The sequence below is a fragment of the Corynebacterium sp. c3Ub_189 genome (genome assembly GCF_039907195.1).
Lineage (GTDB): Bacteria > Actinomycetota > Actinomycetes > Mycobacteriales > Mycobacteriaceae > Corynebacterium.
In genome coordinates this window covers 47534-60817 of sequence record NZ_JASBOF010000016.1, presented here as the reverse complement: position 1 = coordinate 60817, position 13284 = coordinate 47534, and the positions used below count along the sequence as shown (strand labels likewise).

The window sequence follows — 13284 nt, the reverse complement described above, 5'->3', positions numbered from 1 at the left end:
GTTGTGCCCGAGGGGGGACTTGAACCCCCACGTCCGTTAATAGGACACTAGCACCTCAAGCTAGCGCGTCTGCCATTCCGCCACCCGGGCAGGGTGTTTGTCAGCCTCTCGGCTGGGCACTCCGATACTGTATCCTGCTCGAGGCTTGCTTTACAAATCGCCTGCGTGTGGCGTGAAAAAGCAAATATTAACGGCGTGTGGAAATACATGGTTGTAAGTCTGGGTAGGGGCTTTCCACGTGTGCAGCAGAATTTATGCAGGCCGCGACGGTTACACCACATCGACATCGCCTTGTGAGGTGGGGTACAAATGGGTCTATGACTTCTTACGCAGATGATTCCCGGTTTCCTGGTCCAGATCCTTACGCACCGCTGCGCGATGTCCTTTCCTTCGTTCTCTCGTCCACTGATGTGGTGGAAGGAGACGAGCTGCAGGAAAAGCTCCGCGCCCCAGAGAACGTATCGCCTCAGCTTGCCTGGTCTGGACTGCCGGAAGGCACCAAGTCCCTGGCCGTGACCTGTTTCGACCCCGATGCGCCAACAGCTTCTGGTTTCTGGCACTGGGCGGCGTTCAATATCCCCGTCGAGGTAAGCGAGCTGCCTACCAATGCCGGTGCCGCCGAGGACTTGGGTATTGACGGCGTCATCAGCTTGCGCAACGACTCGGGCGAGCGCACCTACTTCGGTGCGAACCCGCCTGTCGGACACGCCCCGCATCGCTACCTTTACGCCGTCCATGCAGTCGACGTAGAGAAGCTCGATATCGACCCAGATGCTTCGCCGACCGTGCTTGGGTTCAACCTGCATTTCCATGCTCTTGGTCGCGCCATTTTGTGGGGCTGGTACGAGGCGAAGTAATGGCTAGTGGCTCTACTTCATCGCAGCCTAGCCCGCCGACGGCGCTGCGGGTGGGCGGCGCCTTCATGGTGGTCGCATTCGTGCTGGTCCTCTTTGCATTAATCTCCGTCTTCACGGATGGTTGGGGTGCCGATTTCGAATGGACGTATTCCAAAGCGGCGATTATTGTCGCCGCGATCATCGTCGGCGCCTTTAGTACCATGAGCAAAAGTCAGGCGGGAAGCCGCGCGCAGGTTGCAGCGTTGGTCATCGCCATTGTGATTATTGCAGCAAGCCGCTTTGTGCCCGGCGATATCCTATTCACGCAACCACAGTTTTGGGTCGTGTTCTACGCCGGCTTCGCGGTGTTGTGCGCACTGATTCTCAAGCGCAGCGCCATGTCGCAGACCTAGTCAGCACCGCAAAGATTAAGGGTCCGCCTACTTCCTCTGCGTGCAGCGGGAGAAGTAGGCGGACCTTGTGTTGAGCAACCTTGGGTCGGACTAATCCAAAGGCTTCCAGGGGAGGCCGGAACCAACCGCCTGGGAAATATTGCTCAAACCGTGGGCACGGATTTGAGCGGCAATGCCGCGGTGGATATCGCGGATCCAGTCCGGACCACCGTAGATGAGACCGGTGTAGCCCTGCAGTAGGGAAGCACCGGAAGTGATGCGCTCCCATGCTTGCTCCGGCGTGGAGATGCCACCCACGGAGATGAGGGTGAGCTGGTCGCCGACTCGCTCATTGAGGCGGCGCAGTACCTCTAGGGAGCGCTCGGCTACCGGAGGGCCGGATACGCCACCGGCACCCATCTCCTTTACCTCGGCGGCTGGAGTCTTGAGTCCCTCGCGGGAAATGGTGGTATTTGTCGCTACAATTCCGTCGAGCCCGAGCTCGAGGGCTAGGTTTGCCACGGCGTCAACGTCAGCATCAGAAAGATCCGGGGCAATTTTCACCAGCACCGGAACCGCGGTGCATTCTTGCACGGCGGAGAGAATGGGGCGCAGCGATTCCACTGCTTGCAGGTCGCGCAGGCCCGGGGTATTCGGCGAAGAAACGTTGACCACCAGGAAATCTGCCAAGTCGCCCAATACCGACGCGGAGCGGCGGTAATCTTCTACTGCATGCTCGGCAGGGGTGACTTTGGTTTTGCCAATATTGATGCCAATGACATCGCTGTAGCGACGCTTGCGCAGGTTTTCCGCGGCAGCTGCCGCACCTTTATTGTTAAAGCCCATCCGATTCAAGATGGCCTTATCGGCCTTCAGGCGGAAAAGCCGCGGAGCAGGATTGCCAGGCTGTGCTTGGGCGGTGACGGTGCCCAACTCTGCGAAACCGAAACCAATGGGAGTCCACGTATCAGCAGCTGCGGCGTTCTTATCAAACCCGGCGGCAAGTCCCAACGGGCGGGGGAATTCTACTCCGAAGACCTCTTGGCGCAGCACTGGATCATTGACCGGCAGGATCTTTGCTAGGGCTCGGTTAGCTGGCCCGGCCGCCTGCAGCCCGCTGAGCGCAGTGTTAATAATCTCGTGGATGCGCTCTGGGCTCAGCTTAAACATGCCCCGCAGAGCAAGCTGGTAGGCCTGCGCGCGCAGTTGGTCAATAGTGCTGGTCATGGTGTTAAGACTCCTTCTTCAGGTGCGGGGTGTCCACGAACTGCAACCCGTGGCCGGTGGCGGAGGCGGCGACAAAGGTGCCGTCGCCAAGCACGGCAATATTCTGCGCATCCGGCACGGTCGAGAGATCTCCGCGCAGCTCTGGTACGCCTTTGCCAATTTCATAGGCATGAGCCTTATTGGTATCGGTGGCGCTCACCCACGCCAGATTGCGCTTATTATCCCAGGCTACGCCCCAAGGGGTGCCCTCTACGTTGCCGTATTGGTGCAGGCGGACGACGTCATCGGACGTGTAGATAGCCAAGCGGCCGCCCTCGGTATCGGAGGCGAGGACCACGCCGTTATCGCCCACCGCGATGCTGCCGACTCCCTGGCCAACGCGCAGTCGGCCGCCCGCGCGATCATTCGTCCAGTCCACGTTTTGGATGGTGGAATCCTCTCGGTGGGTGCGCACCACTCCGTCATCGCCCGAGGAATTGGGCACGGCCAATAGCTGGTCCGAGCCGGCTTCCACCTCGATATCACCGTCGCGCTTACCGTCTTTATAGACGCCTACCGTGGTGGAATCGGCCGAGGTGGCAAAGATCTCGCCGCTGGAAAGCTGGGTGGCGGCGGTAACGGGGGAGTCCTCCTCCATGTGGACCTCCTGGGGAGAGTCCGGGGATGCAGGATCGATGAGGAGAACCTTGTCCGGGCAGGCGAGGACGAAGCCCGACTCCGAAGAACTGAGGTCACCACACTCCGCAGAAATGTCTAGCGAGGTAGCCTTCTTCTCTTCAAAATCCTTCTGGCTACCGATGAGAAGCTCGTCCTTGGTGCGCACCGCCAGCGAGTCATCAAAGGCGGCAAGGTCAGTGATGTCTGCCTTAAGGTCGACCACAGTGCCTTCCGGATCCGCCTTAGCCGGGGAGACCGCTGGGGTGGCATTGCCCTTGACCGCGGTCTCTGGATCGGCGCCCACGCCCACTTCGGGCTGGCAGGCGGCCAACGCGGTGGCGCTAAGCGCCAGCAAACTAGAAAGGATAAGTGCGGAGCCAGATTGAGATTTCACGGCTACTAATCCTAACAGCGCGCGTTGTAAAAACTCGAAGCCCAGCGCGGCTGTAGTGTGAAGCGGGTGATTTCTAATACCGCAACTGACGCTGTTTCTTGGGCGCAGGTCATTGTTTTGTCCATCGTGCAGGGGCTTACCGAGTTTCTTCCGGTAAGTTCCTCCGGTCACCTGCGCATTGTTTCCGAACTTTTTTGGGGCAACGACGCCGGCGCGTCCTTCACCGCAGTTATCCAGCTGGGTACGGAGCTGGCTGTGCTGGTCTATTTCGCCCCAATGATTTGGCAAATTCTCTCCGGCTGGTTCCGCGGCTGGGCTGATAAGTCCTCTCGCGGCCAGGACTGGCGCATGGGGTGGATGGTCATCGTGGGCTCCATTCCCATCGGAATTGTCGGCCTCGCATTCGAGGATGCGATTCGTGGCGCCCTGCGCAACCTGTGGATTACCGCCGCAATGCTCATTCTCTTCTCCTTGGTCTTCATCGCTGCAGAAAAAATGGGTAAGAAGGAACGCAGCTTTGACCAGTTGACCATGAAAGACGCCATTGTTATGGGCCTGTGCCAATGCTTGGCGCTCATTCCGGGTGTTTCCCGCTCCGGCGGCACCATTTCCGGTGGTCTGTTCCTGGGCCTAGACCGCGAGGTAGCCACGCGCTTTAGCTTCTTGCTGGCCATTCCGGCAGTGTTGGCTTCGGGCCTTTTCTCGCTTCCCGACGCCTTTTCTCCCGAAGCCGGCCAGTCCGCCTCCGGTCTCCAGCTCTTGGTCGGTACGGGCATTGCCTTTGCCTTGGGTTATGCCTCGATTGCGTGGCTACTAAAGTTTGTGGGCAACCACTCCTTTTCTTGGTTTGCCGCTTACCGCATCCCGGTCGGCGTGCTCGTCCTGATCCTCCTGGCACTGGGAGTCCTGCAGCCGCTCTAAGGCACACCGCGTTAGTATGGTGGCTATGCATTCTTGGCCACTACCTTCCTTCCGCCCTGTGCCGGGTGATGCGGCACAGCTGCGCTTGTACGATTCTGCGAACCAAACCATCGCTCCCGTAGAGGTCGCAGGGGATACCGCCACCATGTACGTGTGCGGCATCACGCCCTATGACTCCACCCACTTGGGCCATGCCGCCACCTACCTGACCTTTGACCTTATCTACCGGGCGTTCCTGGATGCCGGGAAGAAGGTTCACTACGTCCAAAACATCACCGACGTGGATGATCCGCTATTCGAACGTGCCGAACGCGACGGTGTGGATTGGCGTGAGCTCGGCACTTCTCAAATTGACCTTTTCCGTTCCGATATGGAGCTGCTTTCCGTTTTCCCGCCGCAGGACTACATCGGCGCCATGGAGGCCGTCGATGAAATCGTGGAAATGGTGCAGAAGCTTCTCGACGCCGGAGCGGCCTACGTCGTAGACGACCCCGAGCACCCAGATATCTACGCCTCCATCGAGGCCACCGAGCGCTTTGGGTATGAGTCCAATTACTCTGCCGACGAGATGCGCACCTTCTTTGCCGAGCGCGGTGGCGACCCAGACCGCCCAGGAAAGAAAAATCCGCTCGACGCGCTTATCTGGCGAGCCCACCGCGAGGGCGAACCAGCCTGGGAGTCGCCCTTTGGGCCTGGTCGCCCGGGTTGGCATATTGAGTGTTCCGCCATCGCTACTAACCGCTTGGGTTCTTCCTTTGATATCCAGGGTGGCGGCAGCGACCTGAAATTCCCACACCATGAGTTTTCCGCTGCCCACGCCGAGGCCGCCCTCAACGTTGATCGCATGGCACAGTTCTACGTGCATACCGGCATGATCGGCCTCGACGGGGTCAAGATGTCTAAGTCCTTGGGCAACCTCGTCTTCGTTCACAAGCTCGTAGAAGCGGGGGAAGATCCCTCCGCTATCCGTTTGGGTGTCTTCGCGGGCCATTACCGCGACGAGCGCGACTGGTCCGACGAGGTGCTCGACGGCGCTAAACGCCGCCTCGCCGCATGGCGGGAGGCCCTGGCGCAGCCGGGAAGCATGGCAGGGGCCGAAGAGGTCGTCGCCAAGCTGCGTGCCGCAATCGCCAACGATCTTGATACCCCGGCCGCGCTCGATGCCGTGGATGAGTGGGCAGAGGCCGACCGCGGCACGGACGAGGACGGCGCGGCCGATTTGGTTCGCACCGCACTAAATTCGCTCCTCGGCGTGCGGGCTTAGGCAAGATAGGGCAGTATCTTCAGCATGAGCATTCGCGCCGATTTCCAGCCCACCGTAGATGAGTTCATTAGTGACCTGAAGTCCTTCGCCACCGGCGATTACCTCAAGGAAGAGGAAAAGGAGTTCTGGGAGGCACCGTTTGACGCCAACGTCCTCCCAGAGCTGCGCGGCCACCTTGAGCAGATGCTCGATGGGCTGGATGCTCTTCCGGACGATCCTGACGGACCACAGTTGGTCACCGTCTTGTCCAAGACCGTTCGTAAGTTGGCAGATTTTAATCGCGCTCAACACGATGCCGTTCTCGAGCCAGAGGAAAAGGAAGAGCTCTCTGAGCTTATCTATAACGCCAGCGCGGCCACCGGAGCAGACGATGAAGCCCTGTCGCAGATTCCGGAACTGGATTTTTAGTTCTGACCCTTCCGCCTTAGTAAGCGCCAGCTCGCGCTAACTGCGCGGCTGGCTCTTTCCGCCGTGTGCTTGACTGTAGACGGTGACACTATTTCCTTCCTGAAAGAGAAAGCTAGCTTTATTCTCGTGCCGCACTCCGCCGCCGCTTCCAACCTGACTAAGCCCGCCGCCATCTTCTGGGATATGGATGGCACCCTCACCAATTCGGAGCCCCTCTGGGCGGAGGCAACGTTTTATCTTTCAGAACTGCTGGGCAAACGGCTCACTCCCACCCAACGCCTAGCTACTGTGGGCGCGACCTTTGATACCACCTTGGCAATCTGCGCGGATAATGCGGGAGTTTCGCTGCAACCCGGTGACAGTGAGCGCTACCGCGCCCGAATGTTTGACTATGTCAAAGGCCTTTTTGCTCGTCAACTGGAAATCTTCCCGGGAATCCCTGCACTGCTTGAGGAACTGAAAGCCGATGGGGTGCCTATGATGGTCACTACCAATACCGAGCGCAATGTCGCTGACGCTGCTATCAATGCGTTGGGGCGGCACTATTTCGTCGATACTATCTGCGGGGATGAGGTTCCTGCCGGCAAACCAGCGCCGGATATGTACCGCGAGGCCGCCCGACGCATAGGAGCAGATCCCGCGGAGTGCTTAGTTTTCGAAGATTCCGCAACCGGCATGCGCGCCGCCGTTGATGCCGGCTGTGCGGTTATCGGTTTGCCCGAAGATGATCAGGTTGAGGTCCCGACCGAGGCCACCGAAATCTCTAGCCTCCGCGATTCGCGGCACCTCGCGGGAGCTAAGGCCACTGACGTCTATGAGTGGTTCGCTAAGATTTCGGCGCGGCAATAGAAATTCAGAGTTCCCCTACATTCTCTATCTACCTGTGGAACAATAGGTAGACGTGAAGAACTTTGAGACTCTTTTCGCCGAACTAGCCGAGAAGGCCGACCAGCGTCCAGCTGGTTCTGGCACCGTTGCCGCGCTGGATAAAGGCGAGCATTTCATCGGTAAAAAGATCATCGAAGAAGCCGGGGAAGTATGGATCGCCGCAGAATATCAGTCCGACGATGAGCTGGCGGAAGAGATGTCCCAGCTGCTTTATTGGACTCAGGTCATGATGCTTAAGCGCGGACTTACCCCTGAAGACCTTTATAAGTACCTCTAGGCAACACCCCACAGGATAGAAGGATCCGCATGATCAAGATTGCTGTACCGAATAAGGGCTCGTTGTCAGAAGCTGCCGTGGAAATCCTTACAGAGGCCGGTTACAAGGGCCGCGGGCATTCCAAGGCGCTCAACGTAGTAGACGCCGATAACGGAGTAGAGTTCTTTTTCCTGCGGCCGAAAGATATTGCCATCTATGTCGCCCGCGGGGTCTTAGACCTAGGCATTACGGGCCGGGACTTGGCACTTGACTCTAAAGCGAGCTTTGATGAAGTGCTGCCTTTAGGCTTCGGTGGCTCCACGTTCCGGTACGCAGCCCCGCAGGGGGAGGAGTGGGATATCTCTCAACTAGCCGGGCGGCGGATTGCGACGTCGTATCCCAACCTTGTCCGCACGAACCTTGCCGCACATGGGATTGAGGCCGATGTTATTCGATTGGACGGGGCTGTAGAGATTTCCATCCGGCTCGGCGTTGCCGATGTTATTGCTGATGTCGTGTCAACTGGTACTACTTTGCGCCAGCAAGGGTTAGCGCCGTTCGGGGACCCGATCATTGAGTCCGAGGCGGTAGTTATTAAGCGTACAGGGGTAGAAGTTACGGAGGAAGAGCAGGTAGTGCTCGACCGCATTCAGGGAATTCTGCACGCTCGCACATATCTAATGATCGACTACAACATCGCTCAATCCAACCTCGACGCAGCCGCTGGTATTACTCCAGGATTGACCGGTCCTACGGTGTCGCCGTTAGCGCGTGAGAACTGGGTGGCAGTGCGAGCGATGGTTCCGAAGAAACAAGCCAACCAAGTCATGGACCGACTTTCCCAACTCGGTGCGGAAGCGATTTTGGCTTCCGATTTACGCATCGCCCGCTTTTAGGGGGATCAATTTCTCTGGGTCGGCCCAAATAGATTCAGTCGTGGCTAACATTAGCGCTTGAGGTTACTCATTCGAATATAAGTCTCGACAGGCAAAGGAGCCGAGCCATCATGGCAAAGTCCTCTAAGAAAGAAGAAAAGGACACCAAGTCTGCAGCAAAGGACGTGAAGAAGAAGGAAGCTGACACTTCCACTCACGCCGCACAGCAGAAGGTGGCCGAACAAAAGGCACCGAAGAACTCCAGCAAGAAGACTCGCACCGAGACCGACCTTCTTGGCTCCTTGGAAGTTCCCGCTGACGCTTACTACGGTGTGCACACCGTACGCGCCATGGAGAACTTCCAGATCTCTTACGTGACCATCAACACCATCCCGCACTTCATCCGCGGCATGGTCCAGGTCAAGAAGGCGGCCGCCATGGCAAACCGCCGCCTGCACGTTCTGCCAAAGAAGAAGGCTGAAGCCATCATCTGGGCCTGTGACCAGATCCTGGAAGAGGGTCGCTGCATGGATCAGTTCCCGCTGGACGTCTTCCAGGGTGGCGCTGGTACCTCGCTGAACATGAACACCAACGAGGTTGTTGCCAACCTCGCACTGGAGTACCTCGGTGAGGAGAAGGGCTCCTATGACATCATCAACCCGAATGATGATGTGAACATGTCCCAGTCCACCAACGATGCTTACCCGACCGGCTTCCGCTTGGGTCTGCATGCAGCAGTGGATCACCTCATTGAGCGCATGGATGGTCTGCGTGCCGCATTCCAGGTCAAGGGCAATGAGTTCCAGGACATCCTGAAGATGGGTCGTACTCAGCTTCAGGATGCGGTTCCGATGACCTTGGGTGATGAGTTCAAAGGCTTTGCCAACAACCTGAACGAGGAGCAGGCATTGCTGCGCGATGCACAGCGCCGCCTGCTCGAGATCAACTTGGGCGCAACCGCAATCGGCACCGGCGTGAACACCCCGGCCGGCTACCGCCACCAGGTCACCGCAGCTTTGTCTGAGGTCACCGGCCTGGAAATGAAGACCGCCCGCGATCTCATTGAAGCAACCTCTGACTGTGGCGCTTACGTGCTGCTGCACGCCACCATCAAGCGCGCAGCAATGAAGCTTGCCAAGATCTGTAATGACCTGCGCCTGCTGTCTTCCGGTCCACGCGCTGGCCTGGCTGAGATCAACCTGCCTGCTCGTCAGGCCGGCTCCTCCATCATGCCGGGTAAGGTCAACCCGGTTATCCCGGAGGTTGTGAACCAGACCTGCTTCAAGATCTTCGGCAATGACCATGTCGTCACCATGGCCGCTGAGGCTGGCCAGCTGCAGCTCAACGTCATGGAGCCGGTCATCGGCGAGGCACTGTTCCAGTCCATTCGCATCATGGGTAACGCCGTCGATGCCCTGCACGAAAAGTGCGTCACCGGCATTACCGCTAATGCAGACGTGTGCCGTGCGTACGTGGAAAACTCCATCGGTATCGTCACCTACCTGAACCCGTTCATCGGCCACCACAACGGTGACCTGATTGCCAAGGAGTCCCTGGAGACCGGCAAGGGCGTCAAGGAACTCGTCTTGGAGAAGGGCTTGCTCGATGAGGCTACCTTGAACAAGGTTCTGTCCGTTGAAAACCTCATGCACCCAGAGTTCCGCGGTCAGCTCTTCATCGACGAGGACTAAAGACTCGGCTTTTGAGAAGCAGTAGGGCATAGCGCCCCGCATAGTAGACCCCCACGGTCTCTGCCATTTTTCTTGATGTACAAGGAAAACTGGCGAAGGCTGTAGGGGTCTTTTGCGTGCATGGAATCGGCGGTAGCTAGTTTCTTTCTACGGCCCTGTGCTGGGCGAATGCGGAGAAGGATACCGACCGTCTTATAACGAGACACTAAATACATGTGGGAATCAACACAAACGGACAATTCGAGTGAATAAATCACCGTGACAGGTGCACAATAGAAGATGTTGAGGACGGCATGCACTCTGTATGGAGAAGCGTGCCCTTAGTTTGCATACAGAGCGTATGGAGTATGTCCATGGTTATTGTTCATATAGTCATCGTTCTCGCCGCCATCTTTTTGGGCGCGAGGATCGGTTCAATTGGTATCGGTATGGCCGGCGGCCTCGGTGTGTTGGCCCTTGGTCTCACCGGTGTCCCCATTACTAGGGAAGACATCCCGTTCGACGTCATCGGTATCATCATGACCGTCATTGCCGCCATCGCCGCGATGCAGAGGGCTGGTGGCATGGACTACCTGGTGCACATTGCAGAAAAGTTTCTGCGCAAAAACCCGAAGCGGATTACGTTCTACGCGCCCATCGTTACTTGGTTGATGACGGTGCTGGCCGGTACCGGCCACACTGCATTCTCCACGCTACCGGTCATTGTTGAGGTAGCTAAAGAAGGCAAGGTTCGCCCTTCACGCCCGCTTTCTATTGCGGTAGTTGCCTCTCAGATGGCAATTTGTGCCTCGCCTATCTCTGCCGCAGTGGTTCTCCTAGCCAGCCTGTTGGAGCCAGCTGGAGTGGGCTATTTGCAGGTGCTAGCAGTCGTCATTCCGGCAACGTTCCTGTCTATCTTCCCAGCTGCGTGGATTGCTAATAAGTTTGGCAAGGAACTAGATGATGACCCGGTGTACCAGGAGCGTAAGGCGCAAGGCTTGGTTAAGCAACCACTGGGGGCTGAGAACTTCCAGCCGCAGAAGGGTGCCAAGGCTTCTGTTCTGGTGTTCCTGGTAGCCATCGTCATCGTGATGGCATGGGCCACGCTGACCTCGGAGCAGGTCGGGCTAATCGCAGAACCAACCCTGCCACGTAATGAGGCAATTATGACGGTTATGCTCACCGCGGCCACCATCATCGTCATGATGTCGAAGTTCCCGGCAGGGGATGTTCTCAATACACCGGTATTTAAGTCCGGTATGTCCGCATGTATTTGTGTGCTAGGCGTTGCTTGGTTGGGTACCAGCCTTATCAACCACTACATGGACGATATTCAGTCTATGGCTGGTAGCGTTATTGAGTCTTCGCCGTGGCTGCTCGCGGTGGTCTTGTTCTTCGCCGCAGCGCTACTGTACTCGCAGGCCGCTACTACCAAGGCCCTCATGCCAGCAGCCCTGGCTCTGGGCGTAAGCCCCCTTACCGCAGTCGCTGCTTTCCCAGCCGTCTCGGCTCTATTTATCCTGCCGACCTACCCAACGCTGCTGGCAGCGGTGGAGATGGACGATACAGGTTCGACTCGAATCGGCAAGGCTGTATTCAACCACCCATTCCTTATCCCAGGCACGGTCAGCATCGCGGTTTCTGTCCTCTTGGGCTACGCATTCGGCCTCGTCATCCTTTAAAAGGTAGACGACAAGTTCACCCGCACGGCGCCCTGTAGGGCGCCTTTTTAGATCGCAGCGTGAACAGGCAGATTGATTCAATTCACTTTCTTGGAAAAATGCGGGTTATTTAACTCCCGAGCTCGGTAAGCTAAGACCATGACTACTCAGCCATCCGATGTTGAAATTGCCCAAGCCCACCACCTGCAGCCAATCGCGGAGATTGCGGCTAAGGCGGGCATTCCTGCCGACGCCGTGATTCCCTATGGCACCACTAAAGCCAAAGTCGATATCACCAAGGTGGACTATTCCAAGGAAAACCAGGGCAAGCTGGTGCTTGTCACCGGCGTATCGCCCACACCTGCCGGCGAGGGCAAGTCCACCGTGCTCATTGGCCTTACCGACGCCCTGGATCAGTTGGGTAAGAAGGCCATCGTTGCCCTGCGTGAGCCCTCCCAAGGACCAGTGATGGGTATTAAGGGCGGCGCGGCTGGCGGCGGCTATGCACAGATTGTCCCCATGGAGGACATCAATCTTCACTTCACCGGCGATTTTCATGCCATTACCTCTGCAACCAACACCCTGGCCGCCATCATTGATAACCACATCCATCAAGGCAACGCCTTGGGCATCGACCCGCGGCGCGTGACGTGGCAGCGGTGCATGGACGTCAACGACCGTGCCCTGCGCAACGTGGTGACCGGCCTGGGCGGGCCAGCTCACGGTGTACCTGCAGAAACCGGTTTCACCATTACCGCGGCCTCCGAAATCATGGCAATCCTGTGCTTGGCCACGAACCTCAAGGATCTAAAGAAGCGCCTCGGCGATATCACCATCGGCTTCACCTATGATCAGCGCCCTGTTACTGCGCGTGACTTGAATGCGGAAGGTGCGCTCACGGCGCTTATGCGTGATGCCCTCAACCCCAACCTGGTACAGACCCTTGGCGGCGTGCCGGCCTTGGTACACGGTGGGCCATTCGCCAATATTGCGCACGGTTGTAACTCCCTGCTGGCGACCCAAACCGCGCTCCAATTCGGCGATATCGTCCTAAGCGAGGCTGGGTTCGGCTCCGACCTAGGTGGCGAGAAATTCGTCGACATCAAGGCGCGCTTTGGTGACCTAGATGTTGCCGGTGCCGTGGTCGTAGCCACCATCCGCTCGCAGAAATACAACGGCGGTGTGGCCAAGGATAAGCTCACCGAGGAAAACCTGGATGCTCTCAAGGCGGGCATAGTCAACCTAGAGCGCCATGTAGAAAACCTGCGCAAGTTCGGGATCAAACCGGTGGTAGCGCTCAACCTCTTCTGGTCCGATACCGAGGCAGAACGCGAGTTTATGCGGCAGTGGGCGGAAGACTTCGGGGTTGCCTTGGAGGAAGCCAACGTGTGGTCTGAGGGCGGCGCGGGCGCTACCAAGCTGGCAGAGACCTTGCTGGAGAACCTACAGGGAGGAGCCAAGCAGCTCTACGATCCGCAGGAGGGAATCGAGGCCTCCATCGAGACCATCGCGCGCGAGATCTATCGCGCAGACCGTGTGGAATACGGGGCAAAGGCGCTCAAGGATCTCAAGTACATCCAGGACAATGGCTGGGACCAGTTGCCGGTGGTCATCTCTAAGACGCAGTACTCCTTCACCGATGATGCCTCTGCTCTGGGGGCGCCGGAAGGCCATACGCTGCACGTGCGCGAATTACTGCCGCGCACCGGTTCGGGATTTATCGTTGTGCTCACAGGCAACGTCATGACGATGCCGGGACTGCCGAAGAAGCCGGCGGCCAATAATATCGACGTCGATAAGCAAGGCACCATTTCGGGCCTATTCTAGGCAGGTGG

13 protein-coding genes and 1 tRNA gene are annotated in these 13284 nt (G+C 57.9%); 11 read left to right on the top strand and 3 right to left on the bottom strand.

What is annotated here, in order from left to right; genetic code table 11:
• Window positions 1-4: 4 nt before the first annotated feature.
• Window positions 5-90, bottom strand: a tRNA-Leu gene (locus QKD99_RS08890).
• A gap of 227 nt (window positions 91-317) precedes the next feature.
• On the opposite strand from QKD99_RS08890, the gene QKD99_RS08885 reads away from it, so the two are divergent.
• Window positions 318-857, top strand: coding sequence for a YbhB/YbcL family Raf kinase inhibitor-like protein (locus QKD99_RS08885; RefSeq protein WP_347951251.1), 540 nt, complete (start codon window positions 318-320; stop codon window positions 855-857).
• Entirely contained in the window at window positions 857-1249 is a 393-nt protein-coding gene (locus QKD99_RS08880; RefSeq protein ID WP_284769021.1) for a hypothetical protein, read from the top strand. Before QKD99_RS08885 ends, QKD99_RS08880 begins: the two co-directional genes overlap by 1 nt.
• Before the next feature lie 90 nt (window positions 1250-1339).
• On the opposite strand, the gene QKD99_RS08875 is transcribed toward QKD99_RS08880, so the two are convergent.
• Together QKD99_RS08875 and QKD99_RS08870 are read right to left on the bottom strand one after the other, a co-directional pair.
• The gene (locus QKD99_RS08875; RefSeq protein ID WP_239278800.1) at window positions 1340-2455 is read right to left on the bottom strand and encodes a quinone-dependent dihydroorotate dehydrogenase; all 1116 of its coding nucleotides are present in this window, start codon (window positions 2453-2455) and stop codon (window positions 1340-1342) included.
• Window positions 2456-2459: 4 nt separating this feature from the next.
• Window positions 2460-3506 (bottom strand): hypothetical protein, encoded by a 1047-nt coding sequence (locus QKD99_RS08870; protein ID WP_347951250.1) that lies wholly within the window; start codon window positions 3504-3506, stop codon window positions 2460-2462.
• Window positions 3507-3572: 66 nt separating this feature from the next.
• Here QKD99_RS08870 and QKD99_RS08865 point away from each other — a divergent pair, with 66 nt between their 5' ends.
• The 9 genes from QKD99_RS08865 to QKD99_RS08825 all read left to right on the top strand — a co-directional run bounded on the left by QKD99_RS08865 (window position 3573) and on the right by QKD99_RS08825 (window position 13276).
• On the top strand, window positions 3573-4427 hold the full coding sequence (locus QKD99_RS08865) for an undecaprenyl-diphosphate phosphatase (protein ID WP_347951249.1): 855 nt from the start codon (window positions 3573-3575) through the stop codon (window positions 4425-4427).
• Window positions 4428-4452: 25 nt separating this feature from the next.
• The gene (gene mshC, locus QKD99_RS08860) at window positions 4453-5691 is read left to right on the top strand and encodes a cysteine--1-D-myo-inosityl 2-amino-2-deoxy-alpha-D-glucopyranoside ligase (protein WP_347951248.1); all 1239 of its coding nucleotides are present in this window, start codon (window positions 4453-4455) and stop codon (window positions 5689-5691) included.
• 24 nt (window positions 5692-5715) lie between these two features.
• Window positions 5716-6099, top strand: a complete 384-nt coding sequence (locus QKD99_RS08855) for a hypothetical protein (RefSeq protein WP_005324796.1) — start codon at window positions 5716-5718, stop codon at window positions 6097-6099.
• A gap of 126 nt (window positions 6100-6225) precedes the next feature.
• Window positions 6226-6948, top strand: a complete 723-nt coding sequence (locus QKD99_RS08850) for an HAD family phosphatase (RefSeq protein ID WP_284867948.1) — start codon at window positions 6226-6228, stop codon at window positions 6946-6948.
• A 52-nt stretch (window positions 6949-7000) separates the two neighbouring features.
• Window positions 7001-7264, top strand: a complete 264-nt coding sequence (locus QKD99_RS08845; protein ID WP_204609052.1) for a phosphoribosyl-ATP diphosphatase — start codon at window positions 7001-7003, stop codon at window positions 7262-7264.
• 29 nt (window positions 7265-7293) lie between these two features.
• Entirely contained in the window at window positions 7294-8139 is an 846-nt protein-coding gene (gene hisG / locus QKD99_RS08840; RefSeq protein WP_347951247.1) for an ATP phosphoribosyltransferase, read from the top strand.
• Window positions 8140-8249: 110 nt separating this feature from the next.
• Window positions 8250-9809 (top strand): aspartate ammonia-lyase, encoded by a 1560-nt coding sequence (gene aspA / locus QKD99_RS08835; protein WP_239274247.1) that lies wholly within the window; start codon window positions 8250-8252, stop codon window positions 9807-9809.
• Window positions 9810-10162: 353 nt separating this feature from the next.
• Window positions 10163-11470 carry an anaerobic C4-dicarboxylate transporter gene (locus QKD99_RS08830; protein WP_284867951.1) on the top strand — a complete coding sequence of 436 codons (1308 nt, stop codon included), beginning with the start codon at window positions 10163-10165 and terminating at the stop codon, window positions 11468-11470.
• 138 nt (window positions 11471-11608) lie between these two features.
• Window positions 11609-13276, top strand: a complete 1668-nt coding sequence (locus QKD99_RS08825; protein ID WP_347951246.1) for a formate--tetrahydrofolate ligase — start codon at window positions 11609-11611, stop codon at window positions 13274-13276.
• Window positions 13277-13284: the final 8 nt, after the last annotated feature.